The organism is Streptomyces sp. NPDC006624 (assembly GCF_040611555.1).
GTDB lineage: Bacteria > Actinomycetota > Actinomycetes > Streptomycetales > Streptomycetaceae > Streptomyces.
In genome coordinates this window covers 560,512-577,421 of sequence record NZ_JBEXOM010000002.1, presented here as the reverse complement: position 1 = coordinate 577,421, position 16,910 = coordinate 560,512, and the positions used below count along the sequence as shown (strand labels likewise).

The window sequence follows — 16,910 nt, the reverse complement described above, 5'->3', positions numbered from 1 at the left end:
CGAGTACGCCATGTCCCACACCAGCCATGAGTACGACTATGTCGTCATAGGCGGCGGAACCGCAGGCTCCGTCATCGCCTCCCGACTCACCGAGAACCCCGACGTCACGGTCGCCGTCATCGAGGGCGGCCCCAGCGACGTCGGCCGCGACGACGTGCTGACCCTGCGCCGCTGGATGGGCCTGCTCGGCGGCGAGCTCGACTACGACTACCCCACCACCGAGCAGCCACGCGGGAACTCGCACATCCGCCACAGCCGCGCCCGGGTCCTGGGCGGCTGCTCCTCGCACAACACCCTGATCGCCTTCAAGCCGCTGCCCGCCGACTGGGACGAGTGGGAGGCCGCCGGCGCCGAGGGCTGGGGCGCCGTGCAGATGGAGGCGTACTTCGCCCGGCTGCTCAACAACATCGTCCCGGTCGACGAGAAGGACCGGAACGCCATCGCCCGCGACTTCGTCGACGCGGCCCAGGAGGCGCTGGGCGTGCCGCGCGTGGAGGGCTTCAACAAGAAGCCGTTCACCGAGGGCGTCGGCTTCTTCGACCTCGCCTACCACCCCGAGGACAACAAGCGGTCCTCGGCGTCGGTGGCGTACCTGCACCCGGTGATGGACGAGCGGCCCAACCTGACGCTCCTGCTGGAGACGTGGGCGTACCGGCTGGAGCTCGACGGCGACCGCGCCGAGGGCGTCCACGTGCGCACCAAGGACGGCGAGGAGTTCCTCGTCAAGGCGCGCAACGAGGTGCTGCTGTGCGCCGGCGCCGTGGACTCGCCGCGGCTGCTGATGCACTCCGGCATCGGCCCCAAGGACGACCTGGAGAAGCTCGGCATCCCCGTCGCGCACGACCTGCCGGGCGTCGGCGAGAACCTGCTCGACCACCCCGAGTCGGTCATCGTCTGGGAGACGCACGGCCCCATCCCGGAGAACTCCGCGATGGACTCCGACGCGGGCCTGTTCGTGCGGCGCGACCGCGAACTGCCGCACCCGGACCTGATGTTCCACTTCTACCAGATCCCCTTCACGGACAACCCCGAGCGACTGGGCTACCGGCGGCCGGAGTTCGGCGTCTCGATGACCCCGAACATCCCCAAGCCCAGGAGCCGCGGCCGGCTCTACCTGACCAGCGCCGACCCCGAGGTCAAGCCGGCCCTGGACTTCCGCTACTTCACCGACGAGGACGACTACGACGGCCGCACCCTCGTCGACGGCATCCGCATCGCCCGCGAGATCGCGAAGACCGAGCCGCTGGCCGGCTGGCTCAAGCGGGAGGTGGCCCCCGGCCCGGACGTCACGGGCGACGAGGAACTGAGCGAGTACGCCCGCAAGGTCGCGCACACCGTCTACCACCCGGCCGGCACCTGCCGGATGGGCGCCGCCGACGACCACCTGGCCGTCGTCGACCCCGAGCTGCGCGTCCGCGGCCTGCGCGGCATCCGCGTCGCCGACGCCTCCGTGTTCCCCACCATGACCACCGTCAACCCGATGATCGGCGTGCTGATGGTCGGGGAGAAGGCCGCCGAGCTGATCGGTGGTGGTGTCCGGTGACCGCGATCCTCGAACCCCGTACGGAGCAGCCCATGGACACCACGCCCGTCTTCTCGGTGCAGGGCCTGTGGAAGGTGTTCGGCCCCAAGGCCGACCGCGTCCCCGGCGACCCCGAACTCACCGGCCTGGACGCCGCCGCGCTGCGCGCCCGCACCGGCTGCACCGCCGCCGTCCGCGACGTCAGCTTCGACGTGCGCAAGGGCGAGGTCTTCGTCGTCATGGGCCTGTCCGGCTCCGGCAAGTCCACGCTGGTGCGCTGTCTGACCCGGCTGATCGAGCCGACGGCCGGCACCATCGCCATCGACGGCGAGGACGTGCGCGCCATGGACCGCTCCCGGCTGCGCGCACTGCGCCGCCACCGCGCCGCCATGGTCTTCCAGCACTTCGGCCTGCTGCCGCACCGCACGGTCCTCGACAACGTCGCCTACGGCCTGGAGATCCAGGGCGTCGGCAAGGCCGAGCGGCGTGAGCGGGCCGCCGAGGTCGTCGCCAAGGTCGGTCTGGAAGGCATGGAGCACCGCCGCCCCGGCCAGCTCTCCGGCGGCCAGCGCCAGCGCGTGGGCCTGGCCCGCGCCCTCGCCGTCGACCCGGAAGTCCTGCTGTTCGACGAGCCGTTCAGCGCGCTCGACCCGCTCATCCGGCGTGAGATGCAGGACGAGGTGGTCCGGCTGCACCAGGACGAGGGCCGCACGATGGTCTTCATCACCCACGACCTCCAGGAAGCCCTCAAGCTCGGCGACCGCATCGCCCTGATGCGCGACGGCCGGGTCGTGCAGCTCGGCACGCCCGAGGAGATCGTGGGCTCGCCCGCCGACGACTACGTCCGCGCGTTCGTCCAGGACGTCCCGCGCGAGCAGGTCATGACGGTCCGTACGGCCATGCGCCGCCCCTCGGCGGACCAGGACGGCAGCGGACCGGCCGTCCGGCCCGACGCGACGGTCTCCGAGGCGATCGAGGCGGTCGCCCGCGCCGGTGCCCCGGCCCGGGTCGTGGACCGGGGCCGCTGCGTCGGCGTGGTCGACTCCGAGACCCTCCTCGGGGTCGTCGCCGGCACCGAGCGGCCCGCCCCGCCGGGGACCGCGCAGCCCAAGGAGGCGGTGTGATGGCGACGATCACCGCGTCCGCCCCCCGCGTCGGCCTGCCAGGACTCCTCCGGCGCCCCGCCGTCCGCAAACTGCTGCTGCTCGCCGTGGCCGCCGCGATCCTCGTCCCGCTTGCCGCGGGCCGCTGGGCCAGCGGCACCTGGCCGGGCGCGCTCACCGTCGACTTCTCCGACCGGCTCGCCGCGGCCAGCGACTGGATCATCGACAACCGCGACAGCCACCCGCTGTTCCTGTACTTCTTCGGCCACGTCAGCAACGTCGTCGTCATCGCCGTACGCGCCGTCTACCTCGCCCTCCTCGCCGTCGGCTGGGCGGGGGTCACGGCCCTGGGCGCGCTCGTCGCCTGGCGCGTCGCCGGCGTGCGGCTGGCGCTCGGCACGGCCACCGCGTTCCTGGCCTGCGGCCTGCTCGGCATGTGGGTGCCGACCATGCAGACCCTCGCCCTGATGGTCGTCGCGGTGCTCGCGTCGGTCGTCGTGGGCGTGCTGCTCGGGCTCGCCGCCGGGCTGTCCGACCGGATGGACCGGGTGCTGCGCCCCGTCCTGGACACCATGCAGGTGCTGCCCGCCTTCGCCTACCTGCTGCCGGTCGTGCTGGTCTTGGGCATCGGCGTCCCGGCGGCCGTCCTGGCCACCGTCGTCTACGCCGCCCCGCCCATGGCCCGGCTGACCTCGCTCGGTCTGCGCGGCGCCGACAAGGAGGTGCTGGAGGCCGTCGAGTCGCTCGGCACCACCCGGCGCCAGCGGCTGCTGACCGCCCGCATCCCGCTGGCCCGCAAGGAACTCCTCCTCGGCCTCAACCAGACGATCATGATGGCGCTGTCCATGGCCGTCATCGCGGCCGTCATCGGCGCGGGCGGTCTCGGTGACCGCGTCTACCAGGCCCTGGCCTCGGTCGACGTCGGCGCCGCGCTCGCCGCCGGCATCCCGATCGTGCTGCTGGCCGTCGTCCTGGACCGCGTCACCGGCGCGGCGGGGGAGAAGCTCGGAGCCGAACCGGAGCCCCACAGCGGCCGCGGCTGGCTCTACGCCCTCGCCGGCGTCGTCGCCGTGGCCGTCGCCGGGCGGCTCGCGGGGCGCCTGGACTGGCCCGACGCCTGGGTCGTCGGCATCGCCGAGCCCGTCAACCGCGCGGTCGACTGGATGACCGCCCACCTGTACTCGGGCGTCCCCGTCATCGGCGGCACCGCCGACTGGGCCGGCCACTTCACCACCTGGGTCCTCGACCCGATGCGCGACGGCCTGCAGGCGCTGCCCTGGTGGGCGGTCCTGCTGATCGTCGCCGCCCTGGCCTGGGTCATCGGCACCTGGCGCACCGCGCTCACCGCCGTCCTCGCCATGGCCGCGATCGGCGTGCTCGGCGTGTGGAAGCCGTCCCTGGACACCCTCTCCCAGGTCCTGGCGGCCGTCGCCGTCACCCTCGTCGTCGGCTTCGCCGTCGGGATCGCCGCGGCCCGCAGCGACCGGCTGGAGCGGGCGCTGCGCCCGGTCCTCGACGTCTTCCAGACGATGCCGCAGTTCGTGTACCTGATCCCGGTCGTCGCCCTGTTCGGCGTCGGCCGCGCCCCGGCCGTCGCGGCCGCGATCGTCTACGCCCTGCCCGCCGTCGTCCGCATCACCACCCAGGGCCTGCGCCAGGTCGACCCGGCCGCGCTGGAGGCCTCCGGGTCGCTCGGCGCGACCGGCTGGCAGCAGCTGCGGCAGGTCCAGCTCCCGCTGGCCCGGCCGGCGCTGCTGCTCGCCGTCAACCAGGGCCTCGTGCTGGTCCTCGCCGTCGTCGTCATCGGCGGCCTGGTCGGCGGTGGCGCGCTCGGCTACGACGTCGTCTTCGGCCTCGCCCAGGGCGACCTGGCGACCGGTCTGGTGGCCGGCGCGGCGATCGTCTGCCTCGGCCTGATGCTCGACCGGGTGACCCAGCCCACCGAACGCCGCGTGACGAAGGGAGCCTGACATGCGTATCCGTACGACGGCCATGGCGGCCACCGTCAGTTCCCTGGCGCTGCTCACCGGCTGCGGTGCCGCCGACATGACCAAGCAGGCCTCGCCGTTCGCCAACGCGCAGGGCGCGAAGACCGTGACCCTGTCCGTGCAGTCCTGGGTGGGCGCGCAGGCCAACGTGGCCGTCGCCGAGTACCTGCTGGAGCACGAGCTGGGCTACCGCGTCGACACCGTCCAGGTCGACGAGGTGCCCGCCTGGGACGCCCTCAGCCAGGGCCGCGTGGACGCGATCCTGGAGGACTGGGGCCACCCCGAGCAGGAGCAGCGGTACGTCGAGGACAAGAAGACGATCGCCCCCGGCGGCGAACTCGGCGTCACCGGCCACATCGGCTGGTTCGTCCCCACGTACCTCGCCGAGAAGCACCCGGACATCACGAACTGGAAGAACCTCGACAAGTACGCCGACCTCTTCCGCACCCCCGAGAGCGGCAGCAAGGGCCAGCTGATGGACGGTTCGCCGTCCTACGTCACCAACGACAAGGCGCTGGTGAAGAACCTGAAGCTGGACTACCAGGTGGTGTTCGCGGGCTCCGAGGCGGCGCAGATCACCCAGATCCGCCAGTTCGCCAAGGAGAAGAAGCCCTTCCTCACCTACTGGTACTCGCCGCAGTGGCTCTTCGAGAAGGTCCCCATGACCGAGGTGAAGCTGCCGCCGTACAAGGAGGGCTGCGACGCCGACCCGGAGAAGGTCGCCTGCGCCTATCCGCACACCCCGCTGCAGAAGTACCTCAACGCGGACTTCGCCGACAAGGGCGGTGAGGCGGCGGCCTTCCTGAAGAAGTTCCGGTGGACGACCGAGGACCAGAACGAGGTCTCCCTGATGATCGCCGACAAGAAGATGACGCCCGAGGAGGCGGCGAAGAAGTGGGTGGACAGCCACAGGTCCACGTGGCGGAAGTGGCTGCCCTGACCCTCCCTACGGCAGCAGTCCGTCCGCGATCTCCCGCAGGGCCCGGGCGGCCCGCCGCTGCAGGCCCGGCCCGAAGGTGATCCGGGTGGCCCCTCGCGCGCCGAGTTCGGCGGGCGAGGGGCCTTCGCCGGGCAGGGCCCCCACGTTGATCGGGCCCTGGATCCCGGCGCGCAGCAGCGGCAGGACCTCCGGCGGGGCGCCGATCGGGTACACGCAGTCGGCGCCCGCCGCGACGTACAGCGCCGCACGCTCGATGGCCCGCGCGGGGTCGGCGACGCCGCGGACGAAGGTGTCCACACGCGCGTTCACGAACAGCAGGTCACCCGCCGCCTCGCGCACCGCGGCCAGCCAATCGGCGTGCGCGTGCGGGTCCTTGAGCACCCCGCCCGCGGAGTCCTCCAGGTTGCAGCCCACCGCCCCGGTCTCCAGCAGCCGCTCCACCAGCTCCCCGGGCGCGAGCCCGTACCCGCCCTCCACGTCCGCCGACACGGGCACGTCGACGGCCCGGACGATCCGGGCGACCGCCGCGAACATCTCGGCGGCCGGGGTCTGCCCGTCCTCGTGACCGAGCGAGGCGGCGACCCCGGCGCTGGGCGTGGCGAGCGCCGGGAACCCCGCCTCGGCGAACACCCGGGCGCTGGCCGCGTCCCACGGCCCGGGCAGCACGAGCGGATCATCGGGCAGCCGGTGCCGGTGCAGGGCGCGGAACGCGTCCGCCTTGTTCCCGAACCGCCCCGCGCCGCCCGGGAGAAGGCTCACTTGTACTGCCCGGGCCGGTAGTGGCCCGGTGCGAGGCGGCAGGTCACGCCGAACCGGTTCCAGGCGTTGATCACCGTGATCGCGGCGATCAGCCGGGCCAGCTCGGCCTCCTCGAAGTGCCGCGCGGCACTCTCGTACACCTCGTCCGGCACGAACCCGTCGGTCAGGACCGTCACGGCCTCCGTCAGCTCCAGCGCCGCGAGCTCCTTCTCGGTGTAGAAGTGCCGGGACTCCTCCCAGGCGCCGAGCTGGATGATCCGCTCGACGCTCTCCCCGGCGGCGAGGGCGTCCTTGCTGTGCATGTCGACGCAGAACGCGCAGTGGTTGATCTGCGAGGCGCGGATCTTCACCAGCTCCAGCAGCGCGGGGTCCAGGCCCTGCCGGGCCGCCGCGTCGAGCCGGACCATGGCCTGGTAGACGTCGGGCGCGTGCCCGGCCCAGTCCAGGCGGGCGGGCTGTTCGGGGGCGTACGTCCCGGCGGGCGTGGCCGGGGCGGTGGTCGGGTCGTCGGTGTGGGTCGTCGTCATGCCCTCGACCCTAGGAAGGAAGCAGCCCAGGGGTATGGTCCATTTCCATGGCGGAACCGTGGGCCACTCTGGGCATCGACCTGCACCTGGAGCCGACCGGTCCGGGCCTGCGCCGGGGTCTGACCGACGCCCTGCGCGAGGCGGTGCGCTCCGGCCGGCTGGCACCCGGCACCCGGCTGCCCTCCTCCCGCGTGCTCGCCGCCGACCTGGGCATCGCCCGCAACACGGTCGCCGACGCCTACGCCGACCTGGTCGCCGAGGGCTGGCTCTCCGCCCGGCAGGGCTCGGGGACCCGCGTCGCCGCGCGGACGGTCGTCGCACCGGCCGGTGCCGCACCCCACCCCCGGGCCCGCGGCGGCCCGGCCTACGACCTGCGCCCGGGCAGCCCCGACCTGGCGTCCTTCCCCCGCGCCGAGTGGCTCAAGGCCGCCCGCCGCGCCCTCGCCTCCGCCCCGTACCACGCGCTGGACTACGGCGACCCCCGCGGCCGCCCGGAGCTGAGACACGCCCTCGCCGGCTACCTCTCCCGGGCCCGGGGCGTACGCGCCGACCCCGAACGGATCGTGGTCTGCGCCGGGTTCGTCCACGGCCTGAAGCTGCTCGGCGCGGTCCTGCGCGCGGACGGGGCACGCACGGTCGCGGTCGAGTCGTACGGCCTCGACGTGCACCGGGGCCTGCTGACCGCCGCCGGTCTGGACACCGTCCCGCTGCCGTTCGACCGGCGGGGCACCGACCCGGGGGAGCCGCCCGGGGCCGACGCGGTCCTGCTCACCCCCGCCCACCAGTTCCCCATGGGCCTGCCCCTGCACCGCGACCGCCGGGCGGCCGTCGTGGACTGGGCGCGGCGCACCGGCGGCCTGGTCCTGGAGGACGACTACGACGGCGAGTTCCGCTACGACCGGCAGCCCGTGGGCGCGCTCCAGGGCCTCGACCCGGACCGGGTCGTCTACCTCGGCACCGCCAGCAAGTCCCTCGCGCCCGGGCTGCGGCTGGCCTGGATGGTGCTGCCGCCCGGGCTCGCCGAGGCGGTCGCGGAGGCGAAGGGCGGCGTCGACACCTGCGGGGCGCTGGACCAGCTGACCCTGGCCGAGTTCCTCACCTCCGGTGCCTACGACCGCCATGTCCGCGCGACCCGCCTGCGCTACCGGCGCCGCCGGGACGCCCTGGTCGCCGCCGTCGCGGCCCGCGCACCCGAGGCCCGCGTCACCGGCATCGCGGCCGGTCTGCACGTCCTGCTGCGCCTGCCGCCCGGCACCGAACAGTCGGTGGTCCAGGCCGCCCACTGGCAGGACCTCGCCGTCCACGGCCTGACCCGCTACCGGCACCCCACCGCCGCGACGGAACCCCTCGACGCCCTGGTCGTCGGCTACGGCACCCCACCGGACCACGCCTGGACGGGAGCGCTCGAAGCACTGTGCAGGGTCCTGCCCGCGTGACCCGCCTGGTTCAGTCGATTGCCGAACCTCCACTACTCGGTGCTACTGTGTAGTGGTACTCGGTGCTACGTAGTACCGGGAGGGCTGAGGCGAGGCATGCGGTGGACGACCTGACGGAGATGCTGAAGGGGACGCTCGAAGGGTGCGTGCTCCAGATCATCGGGCGCGAGGAAACCTACGGGTACGCCATCACCCGTCAGCTCAACGAACTCGGCTTTGCCGACGTCGTCGAGGGGACGGTGTACACCATCCTGCTGCGGCTGGAACGGAACGGACTCGTCCAAGTCACCAGGCGGCCTTCCGAGTCCGGTCCGCCGCGCAAGTTCTTCACGCTCAACGACGCCGGACGCGAGGAACTCGCGAAGTTCTGGGCGAAGTGGCAGTTCGTCTCATCACGCATCGACAAGCTCAAGGAGGGCGGGGAATGAACCTCTGGGAGACCGTCACCGGCAGTGATCTCACCCGGGAATGGAAGGCGTTCGAAGTCCGGGCCCAGGCCCTTCCCGAGGACCACCGGGCGGCGTGGGAGCAGATCAAGGTCCACCTCCTTCCCCATGGGGACTTCACCGGCCGCAACCTGACGCCGATCCTCGACTCCGCCCTGGGGCTGCTCGAAGAGACCGCCGCGGACGGACTGAACGTCCGCGACGTACTCGGCGACGACATCCGGGGCTTCTGCACGGCGCTGGCCGGCGGCGAAGGGGCCCGAACCCATCGCGACCGGTGGCGCGAGCAGTTGAACAGGAACGTCGCACGGAAACTGAAGCGGCTGGAGGGCTGACGTGAGCATCCACGACATCATCGAGGGCAAGAGGCAGTGGCGGGCGCACGTGGCCCGGGTCAAGGCGCTCCCGCCGGACTACCGGATCGTCTACCAGGAGATGCAGCGGTACCTGTTCAAGGTCGGGCCGACCGGCCTGGCCGACGGGCGTCTGCTCCCCGGGATCGTCGACTTCTTCGAGGAGGGCGCGGCCGGAGGCAAGGGAGTTCTGGAGCTCATCGGCCCGGACGTCGCCGCGTTCTGCGACGGCCTGATCAAGGACTCACCCACCTACGCGGACGTCTATCAGGCCTCCGTCAACGGCAATCCCGGCACGGCCGGCAAGTAGCACCGCCGGTTCATGCCCGCGGGCACGGCCCCGGTGCCGGCCTTCACCCCGGCCGGCCACACCAACACCACATGACACGCCAAAGGCCCCATACCGGCGCTGGAGGAGAACTCCGCGCAGGGGGCCCCTGTGCGCCCGCCGCTCCGGCTCTCTAGGCTGTCCGCTCGGCAGTACATGACAGGAACCAACCGGGGGAGACGCGAAGATGGCGGAAACTCGACGGCGGCTGCGCTCCAGCACGGTCGTGCTGGGCGGCATGGGAGTCCTCGCTGCGGCCCTGTCCGCCTGCGGCTCCGACCCGGACCGCCGCTGTGTGGACCGGGACAGCTACGACTACATCAACGGCTACAAGATCGTGGCCGACAAGGACTGCTCGTCCAGCGTGTCCACCGGCACGGGTGGCAAGAAGACCGGCAAGGCCAGGACCGCGAACGCCGACTGGTACTACGACGCCGACGTCAGCGGCGGCTGGGCCGAGGACGGCACCTTCAGCCGCAGCGAGGCCGTCGACCGGGGCGGCTTCGGCTGCTCGGGCGGCAGCGGCGGCGGCTGACCGGACGCGCAGCGATGGAACGCCGTACCACCACACCCCGCCCCGGCTGGCAGCAGACCGTCGAGGAACAGGGCCTGATCTACCCCCTGACCCGCTACCCCGACGACTCCCTGCGCCCCTACTGGGACGAGAGCGCCTACTACGTCTTCACCCTCGCGGAGATCGAGGCCCTCGAGGAGGTCGTCGAGGACCTCCACCGCATGTGCCTGGCGGCGGCGGACCACATCGTCGCCGAGGACCGCTTCACCGACCTGGGCATCACCGACCCGCGCGTGGCGCGCGCGGTCGCCGAGGCCTGGCACCGCCGCGCCGAACTGCCGTCCGTCTACGGCCGTTTCGACCTGCGCTACGACGGCACCGGCCCGGCCAAGCTCCTGGAGTACAACGCCGACACCCCCACCTCGCTGGTCGAGGCCGCCTCCCCCCAGTGGTTCTGGATGGAGGAGCGCTTCCCCGGCGCCGACCAGTGGAACTCCCTCCACGAACGCCTCATCGACGCGTGGCGCAAGCAGGCGGGCCTCCTCCCGCCCGGCAGCCCCCTCTACTTCGCCTACTCCTCGGCCGACGAACTCGGCGAGGACCTCATGACCGTCGCCTACCTCAAGGAGACGGCCGAACAGGCGGGCCTGCCGACCGAGTGGATCTCCATGGAGGAGATCGGCTGGGACCGCCTGTCCCGCCGCTTCGTCGACCAGCGCCTGCGCTTCATGCGCAGCGTCTTCAAGCTCTACCCCTGGGAGTGGCTCACCACCGACCGCTTCGCCGACCACGTCCTCGACACCCTCGACAACGGCGGCGGCACCGGCTCCACCCTGTGGATCGAGCCGGCCTGGAAGATGCTCCTCAGCAACAAGGCGCTGCTGGCGATCCTCTGGGAGCTCTACCCGGACCACCCCAACCTCCTGCCGGCGTACCTGGACGGCCCCCGCGACCTCACCGCCACCGGCTGGGCGGCCAAGCCCCTGCTGGGCAGGGAGGGCGCGGGCGTGACGATCCACGAGCCCGGCTCCGCCCCGGCCCCCCGCGACGAACCCTGCTGCTACCAGCGACTGGCCCCGCTCCCCGACTTCGACGGCAACCGTGTGGTCCTGGGCGCCTGGGTGGTGGAGAACGAGTCGGCGGGCCTGGGCATCCGCGAGTCCTCGGGCCTGATCACCGACGAGTACGCCCGGTTCCTGCCGCACGTGATCTTGTAGACGGGGCTCAGGGGCACCTGCCTGAGGGGCGCGGGGAACTGCGCGACAAGCCACGACGAGACCCGCACACATGGTCCGGTAGGCTGATCGCGGGCCGTGACTGGCGTGCTGGGATGGGACCGACCATCGGGAAGCGGCCCCCGGGCCCGGTTGCACCACGGGGACCGGAACCGTGCCGTGCGCCTGGGCCGTACCGTGAACGCTGAACGCAACGTCCGGAGGTCCCACCATGCCAGCCGAGCCCCTGTCCCCCGCTTCCACCGCCTTCCGCGCCGCCCTCGACGTCATCCGCGCCGTGGAGCCCCGCGTGGCGGACGCCATCGGCCAGGAGGTCGCCGACCAGCGCGAGATGCTCAAGCTGATCGCCTCCGAGAACTACGCCTCCCCGGCCACGCTCCTGGCGATGGGCAACTGGTTCAGCGACAAGTACGCCGAGGGCACCGTCGGCCGCCGCTTCTACGCCGGCTGCCGCAACGTCGACACCGTCGAGTCGCTCGCCGCCGACCACGCCAAGGAGCTGTTCGGCGCCCGCCACGCCTACGTCCAGCCGCACTCCGGCATCGACGCCAACCTCGTCGCCTTCTGGTCGGTCCTCGCCCAGCGGGTCGAGGTCCCGGCCCTGGAGAAGGCCGGCGCCCGCCAGGTCAACGAGCTCTCCGACGAGGACTGGGCGGAGCTGCGCCGGGCCTTCGGCAACCAGCGCATGCTCGGCATGTCCCTGGACGCCGGCGGCCACCTCACCCACGGCTTCCGCCCGAACATCTCCGGCAAGATGTTCGACCAGCGCTCCTACGGCACCGACCCGGCCACCGGCCTGCTGGACTACGAGGCCCTGCGCGCCACGGCCCGCGAGTTCAAGCCGCTGATCATCGTCGCGGGCTACTCGGCCTACCCCCGCCTGGTGAACTTCCGGATCATGCGCGAGATCGCCGACGAGGTCGGCGCCACGCTCATGGTCGACATGGCGCACTTCGCCGGCCTGGTCGCGGGCAAGGTCCTCACCGGCGACTTCGACCCGGTCCCGCACGCCCAGATCGTGACGACGACCACCCACAAGTCGCTGCGCGGCCCGCGCGGCGGCATGGTGCTGTGCGACGACTCGCTGAAGGACCAGGTCGACCGCGGCTGCCCGATGGTCCTCGGCGGCCCGCTCCCGCACGTCATGGCCGCCAAGGCCGTGGCCTTCGCCGAGGCCCGCCAGGAGTCCTTCCGCGACTACGCGCAGCGCATCGTCGACAACTCCCGCGCGCTGGCCGAGGGCCTGATGCGCCGGGGCGCGACCCTGGTCACGGGCGGTACGGACAACCACCTGAACCTGATCGACGTCGCCTCCTCCTACGGCCTCACCGGCCGCCAGGCCGAGGCCGCCCTGCTCGAGTCGGGCATCGTCACCAACCGCAACGCGATCCCCGCCGACCCGAACGGCGCCTGGTACACCTCGGGCATCCGCATCGGCACACCCGCGCTCACCACGCGCGGCCTGGGCACGGCCGAGATGGACGAGGTCGCCGGCCTGATCGACCGCGTCCTGACCACCACCGAGCCGGGCACGACGAAGTCGGGCGCCCCCTCGAAGGCCGCCCACGTCCTGGACGCGAAGGTGGCGGACGAGATCTCCCGGCGCGCCACGGACCTGGTGGCGGGCTTCCCGCTGTACCCGGAGATCGACCTCGGCTGACGCACGCCGTCCGGGGGAACCGCCGACCGGCACCCGCCGGCCGGCGGTTCCCCACGGCCCGTACCACCCGAGCTCTCTGAGACAATGATGAACATGGCCAACGACCGACCCCGCGTGCTGTCCGGCATCCAGCCCACCGCCGGCTCGTTCCACCTCGGCAACTACCTCGGCGCCGTCCGCCAGTGGGTGGCCCTGCAGGAGACCCACGACGCGTTCTACATGGTCGTCGACCTGCACGCGATCACGGTCCCGCAGGACCCGAAGGACCTGCGCGCGAACACCCGCCTGGCCGCCGCGCAGCTCCTCGCGGCCGGTCTCGACCCGGACCGCTGCACGCTCTTCGTCCAGAGCCACGTCCCGGAGCACGCCCAGCTCGCCTGGGTCATGAACTGCCTCACGGGCTTCGGCGAGGCCGGCCGGATGACCCAGTTCAAGGACAAGGCCGCCAAGCAGGGCGCCGACCGCGCCTCCGTCGGCCTGTTCACGTACCCGATCCTCCAGGTCGCGGACATCCTGCTGTACCAGGCCCACGAGGTCCCCGTCGGCGAGGACCAGCGCCAGCACGTCGAGCTGACCCGCGACCTCGCCGAGCGCTTCAACGGCCGCTTCGGCCGGACCTTCACCGTCCCGAAGCCGTACATCCTCAAGGAGACGGCGAAGATCTACGACCTGCAGGACCCGTCGATCAAGATGAGCAAGTCGGCGTCCACGCCGAAGGGCCTCATCAACCTCCTGGACGAGCCGAAGACCACCGCGAAGAAGGTCAAGAGCGCGGTCACCGACACGGACACGGTGATCCGCTACGACACCCGGAACAAGCCGGGCATCAGCAACCTCCTCACGATCTACTCGACCCTCACCGGCGAGACGGTCGGCGAGCTGGAGGAGAAGTACACCGGGAAGATGTACGGCGCGCTCAAGACGGACCTCGCCGAGATCATGGTCGACTTCGTCACGCCGTTCCGCGAGCGCACCCAGCAGTACCTGGACGACCCGGAGACGCTCGACTCGATCCTGGCCAAGGGCGCCGAGAAGGCCCGCGCGGTCGCCGCGGAGACCCTCGCGCAGGCGTACGACAAGGTCGGTTTCCTGCCCGCCAAGCACTGAACCCGCCCCCGGGCGCACCCGTACCACCGCACAGCGCTGTACATCACGTCCGTTGCGCCTGCCCGTAACCGTGCCGTGGCCGTACAGTCGATAACCGGGTGGTCGTATCAGCGGCCACACTGACACGACAGGAGACGACGTGGGGACCGTAACGATCGGTGTCTCGATCGCGGTCCCGGAGCCTCACGGCAGCGAGCTCCAGCAGCTGCGCGCGGGCTTCGGCGACGCCGCGGCTCACGGCATCCCCACGCACGTCACCCTGCTGCCGCCGACGGAGATGGACGACAGCGCCCTGCCGGCCGTCGAGGCGCACCTGAGCGAGGTCGCGGCCGCCGGCCGCCCGTTCCCCCTGCGGCTGCACGGCACCGGCACCTTCCGGCCCCTGTCGCCGGTGGTGTTCGTCCGCATCGTCACGGGCGCGGAGGACTGCGCCCGGCTCCAGCAGCAGGTCCGCGACCCCGCGGGCCCGGTCGCCCGCGAACTGCAGTTCCCCTACCACCCGCACGTCACCGTCGCCCACGGCATCGACGAGGCCGCGATGGACCGCGCCTTCGAGGAACTCGCCGACTACGAGGCCGCCTGGCCCTGCACCGGCTTCGCCCTCTACGAACAGGGCGCCGACGGCGTGTGGCGCAGACTCCGCGACTTCACCTTCGGCCGCTCCGCGGTACCCCAGCAGGGCGCGGCCCCGACCCAGCGGGGCACGCTGCCGACCTACTGACCTGGCCGAGGGCCGGCGTCAGGACGCGGAGCACGGGGGACCGGTGCGGGCGCCGGTCGGAAGGATCCCGCGTTCGTCCCGGCTGTAGGGTCGGCCCGCGCTCGCGCAGAGTTCGCGCCACCACACCTCGGGATCGACCCGGAAGCTCTGCACCTGGCCGCCCGCCAGGAGATGCGCTCGCGTCCCGGACCACACCACCGCGAACGGGTCGGCGCTTACGGTGGACTGACCACTGCCCAGGACCCGGCCGGACGGGGCGTCGTACAGCGTGAAACCGTCGCCCTGGACGACCAGGGTGCGATCGCCGATGAGGGCCAGCAGGCTCGTCGCGGGGGAGACCCGCACGGTTCCGCCCACCTTCCTGCCCTTCGCCGCATCCCAGAAGCGCACCTTGCCGTCGGGGTGGGTGACCGCCACGAGGCGCCCGGCCGAGCCGAACACGACGGGATGCAAGGTCCGTTGCGTACCCTGCCCCGCCACCCCCGTCGCCGTTTCCCACGCCGACACACGGGTGCCCTTGACGAGGTCCCACAGCAGCAACCGCCCCCGCCGGTGGTCGAGGGAGGTCACGATCAGGGCCTGGGCGGGGTGGCCCGGGCGGGGGAGCAGCTGTCCGGGCTGCCTGGGCCACGACGGCGTGGTCGTGGGGCGGGGCGCCACCCGCAGCGCCGGTGCCACGACCGCGCCCGTGCGCGGATCGACGCGGAGCACCTCGTTCGAGGACAGCAGCACGGCCAGTTCGCCGTTGCCGAGCCCGACCACCGCATCGATGCGGGTCCCCTGCCGGGCCCGCAGGTCGACGTCCTGGCGACGCCCGGGGTCGTCCACGTCGTACAGGGTCACACGGTCGCCGCCCGGGTCCCAGGCGGCGACCGTCTCTTCCGTCCCGGCGCGTGCCCACGTCAGGTGCCAGGGTTCGAGTCCCTCGGGGTCGCCGGGCAGGGCGGCGGAGCGGAACGGGCGCCCGGGACCGCCGACCCAGATCCGCTTCTCCTGGCGTATCGCGAACCGGCGGCCGTCCGGGGAGAGCACCGGCAGGTCCTCGTAAGGATCGAGTTCGAACCCGGGGACCGCGGCGCCTTCGGCCGGCCGAAGACGCAGCAGCGCGTCCCCCACCACCGCCACCACCTGCGGCCGCCCCGCGCCGCCCTCCGTCGGCCAGACCGCCACCCGCGACTCGTCGGAGTCGCTGTGGGCCGGCATCACGGCGGTCCACGTGCGGTCGTCCGTCGCACCGACCAGGGTCAGCAGTCCGTACTCCGGTTCGCCGGAGGCAGAGGAGCCCCTGACCATCCGCGTGTGGTGGAGCTCCGAGGCGTCGTAGTGGTCGAAGTCCTGCGGGACGCGGCGTTCTCGTTCGGTTCCGTCCGTGTCGAGGAGCCGTGACGGGGCCTTTCGGACACCGGACACCTCGACCAGGTGTCCACGCGCCGCGCAGCGCACCATCTCGGTGTCCGACACCAGCCGCCGCCGTTCCCGCCCGTCGGCCAGGCCGAAGACCGCGGCCGACCACTCGGCGGTCGCCTGGTCCGCGACCTCGCGGGACCACGTCACCGCCACCTCGTCCCGGCCGTCCGCGAAACACGCGGTGTCCGCGTGCCGCCCGCCGATCAGCCGTGCGGGGACGGGTACTTCGACGCCGGAGGCGACGTCCCAGACCTCCAGGGTGGCCCGCTGGTCGGTGGCCTCGCCGGGCCGCACGTCGTACGCGTGAAGGCGCAGCAGCCGCGATCCGTCGTCGGAGAAGTCCAGCGGTGAGTGATAGGCCTGGTCGACGCCGTCCCGCGCGCCGGCGAGCAGCCGCGGTTCGGCATCCGGTACGCCGACCTGCCACAGGCGCACCGATCCGTCCGCCCCGCCGACCGCGTACCAGCGTCCGTCGTCGCTGAAGGCGCTCACGAAGTCGCCGTCGGGGACGTTCCGGAGGCGGAAGACCCGGGGACGCCCGGAGGCCGCCTCCGTGATGACGTTCACCCGGCGCCTGCTCTCCTCGTCCGGAGAGGTGACGACGGCCAGGACGTCGCTGCCCGGGGCGGACCTCACGTCCCGCACACCGCCCGACCACAGGCCGACGTGCATCCGTTCCACACCCCGCATCCGCAGGTACTGGCGGAACAGCGCGCCGTGTGCCTCGTCGGTGGGGGAGGTGGCCCACGCGCCCATGGCCGCCTGCACCGACAGACCGAGGTCGGTGGACGACCGCTCCTGCGACAGATCGGCCAGCTGGCCCGACGCGGACACGCGCAGCTGCTTCTCTGCCTCGTCCCGGCT

At 72.4% G+C, this 16,910-nt stretch carries 15 protein-coding genes; 13 read left to right on the top strand and 2 right to left on the bottom strand.

Features of this window, described 5'->3' with window-relative positions; all coding sequences use genetic code 11:
• Positions 1 to 10 precede the first annotated feature (10 nt).
• Genes ABZY20_RS06310 through ABZY20_RS06295 form a run of 4 tightly spaced genes read left to right on the top strand, consistent with a single transcriptional unit; the run spans position 11 to position 5,553 of the window.
• Positions 11 to 1,543, top strand: a complete 1,533-nt coding sequence (locus ABZY20_RS06310; RefSeq protein ID WP_356437312.1) for a GMC oxidoreductase — start codon at positions 11 to 13, stop codon at positions 1,541 to 1,543.
• 32 nt (positions 1,544 to 1,575) lie between these two features.
• Entirely contained in the window at positions 1,576 to 2,646 is a 1,071-nt protein-coding gene (locus ABZY20_RS06305) for a glycine betaine/L-proline ABC transporter ATP-binding protein (protein ID WP_356437309.1), read from the top strand.
• On the top strand, positions 2,646 to 4,595 hold the full coding sequence (locus tag ABZY20_RS06300) for an ABC transporter permease subunit (protein WP_356437306.1): 1,950 nt from the start codon (positions 2,646 to 2,648) through the stop codon (positions 4,593 to 4,595). The genes ABZY20_RS06305 and ABZY20_RS06300 overlap by 1 nt, the downstream gene beginning before the upstream one ends.
• A gap of 1 nt (position 4,596) precedes the next feature.
• The gene (locus tag ABZY20_RS06295) at positions 4,597 to 5,553 is read left to right on the top strand and encodes an ABC transporter substrate-binding protein (RefSeq protein ID WP_356437303.1); all 957 of its coding nucleotides are present in this window, start codon (positions 4,597 to 4,599) and stop codon (positions 5,551 to 5,553) included.
• 6 nt (positions 5,554 to 5,559) lie between these two features.
• Here ABZY20_RS06295 and ABZY20_RS06290 read toward each other — a convergent pair whose 3' ends face one another.
• Entirely contained in the window at positions 5,560 to 6,312 is a 753-nt protein-coding gene (locus tag ABZY20_RS06290; protein WP_356437300.1) for an isocitrate lyase/phosphoenolpyruvate mutase family protein, read from the bottom strand.
• Entirely contained in the window at positions 6,309 to 6,839 is a 531-nt protein-coding gene (locus ABZY20_RS06285; RefSeq protein ID WP_356437297.1) for a carboxymuconolactone decarboxylase family protein, read from the bottom strand. The genes ABZY20_RS06290 and ABZY20_RS06285 overlap by 4 nt, the downstream gene beginning before the upstream one ends.
• A gap of 47 nt (positions 6,840 to 6,886) precedes the next feature.
• Here ABZY20_RS06285 and ABZY20_RS06280 point away from each other — a divergent pair, with 47 nt between their 5' ends.
• From ABZY20_RS06280 to ABZY20_RS06240, 9 genes are all read left to right on the top strand, one after another.
• Entirely contained in the window at positions 6,887 to 8,275 is a 1,389-nt protein-coding gene (locus tag ABZY20_RS06280; RefSeq protein WP_356437294.1) for a PLP-dependent aminotransferase family protein, read from the top strand.
• A 101-nt stretch (positions 8,276 to 8,376) separates the two neighbouring features.
• Complete coding sequence (locus tag ABZY20_RS06275) at positions 8,377 to 8,703, top strand: PadR family transcriptional regulator (RefSeq protein ID WP_356437291.1); 327 nt, start codon at positions 8,377 to 8,379, stop codon at positions 8,701 to 8,703.
• Positions 8,700 to 9,056, top strand: a complete 357-nt coding sequence (locus tag ABZY20_RS06270; protein ID WP_356437288.1) for a DUF1048 domain-containing protein — start codon at positions 8,700 to 8,702, stop codon at positions 9,054 to 9,056. Before ABZY20_RS06275 ends, ABZY20_RS06270 begins: the two co-directional genes overlap by 4 nt.
• Position 9,057: 1 nt before the next feature.
• Positions 9,058 to 9,384: a DUF1048 domain-containing protein gene (locus tag ABZY20_RS06265; protein WP_356437286.1), complete on the top strand. Its 327-nt coding sequence runs from the start codon at positions 9,058 to 9,060 to the stop codon at positions 9,382 to 9,384.
• 205 nt (positions 9,385 to 9,589) lie between these two features.
• Positions 9,590 to 9,937, top strand: a complete 348-nt coding sequence (locus ABZY20_RS06260) for a hypothetical protein (RefSeq protein ID WP_356437284.1) — start codon at positions 9,590 to 9,592, stop codon at positions 9,935 to 9,937.
• Between the two features lie 14 nt (positions 9,938 to 9,951).
• The gene (locus tag ABZY20_RS06255) at positions 9,952 to 11,133 is read left to right on the top strand and encodes a glutathionylspermidine synthase family protein (RefSeq protein ID WP_356437282.1); all 1,182 of its coding nucleotides are present in this window, start codon (positions 9,952 to 9,954) and stop codon (positions 11,131 to 11,133) included.
• Between the two features lie 229 nt (positions 11,134 to 11,362).
• Complete coding sequence (locus tag ABZY20_RS06250) at positions 11,363 to 12,811, top strand: glycine hydroxymethyltransferase (protein WP_356437280.1); 1,449 nt, start codon at positions 11,363 to 11,365, stop codon at positions 12,809 to 12,811.
• Between the two features lie 93 nt (positions 12,812 to 12,904).
• Entirely contained in the window at positions 12,905 to 13,918 is a 1,014-nt protein-coding gene (gene trpS, locus ABZY20_RS06245; protein ID WP_356437278.1) for a tryptophan--tRNA ligase, read from the top strand.
• Between the two features lie 139 nt (positions 13,919 to 14,057).
• Entirely contained in the window at positions 14,058 to 14,639 is a 582-nt protein-coding gene (locus ABZY20_RS06240) for a 2'-5' RNA ligase family protein (RefSeq protein ID WP_356437275.1), read from the top strand.
• Positions 14,640 to 16,910: the final 2,271 nt, after the last annotated feature.

Excerpts from the sequence above, each read along its gene's own strand:
- ABZY20_RS06310 (WP_356437312.1), top strand. The coding sequence starts at position 11 with ATGTCCCACACCAGCCATGAGTACGACTATGTCGTCATAGGCGGCGGA.
- ABZY20_RS06305 (WP_356437309.1), top strand. The coding sequence starts at position 1,576 with ATGGACACCACGCCCGTCTTCTCGGTGCAGGGCCTGTGGAAGGTGTTC.
- ABZY20_RS06300 (WP_356437306.1), top strand. The coding sequence starts at position 2,646 with ATGGCGACGATCACCGCGTCCGCCCCCCGCGTCGGCCTGCCAGGACTC.
- ABZY20_RS06295 (WP_356437303.1), top strand. The coding sequence starts at position 4,597 with ATGCGTATCCGTACGACGGCCATGGCGGCCACCGTCAGTTCCCTGGCG.
- ABZY20_RS06285 (WP_356437297.1), bottom strand. The coding sequence starts at position 6,839 with ATGACGACGACCCACACCGACGACCCGACCACCGCCCCGGCCACGCCC.
- ABZY20_RS06280 (WP_356437294.1), top strand. The coding sequence starts at position 6,887 with ATGGCGGAACCGTGGGCCACTCTGGGCATCGACCTGCACCTGGAGCCG.
- ABZY20_RS06270 (WP_356437288.1), top strand. The coding sequence starts at position 8,700 with ATGAACCTCTGGGAGACCGTCACCGGCAGTGATCTCACCCGGGAATGG.
- ABZY20_RS06260 (WP_356437284.1), top strand. The coding sequence starts at position 9,590 with ATGGCGGAAACTCGACGGCGGCTGCGCTCCAGCACGGTCGTGCTGGGC.
- ABZY20_RS06255 (WP_356437282.1), top strand. The coding sequence starts at position 9,952 with ATGGAACGCCGTACCACCACACCCCGCCCCGGCTGGCAGCAGACCGTC.
- ABZY20_RS06250 (WP_356437280.1), top strand. The coding sequence starts at position 11,363 with ATGCCAGCCGAGCCCCTGTCCCCCGCTTCCACCGCCTTCCGCGCCGCC.
- trpS (WP_356437278.1), top strand. The coding sequence starts at position 12,905 with ATGGCCAACGACCGACCCCGCGTGCTGTCCGGCATCCAGCCCACCGCC.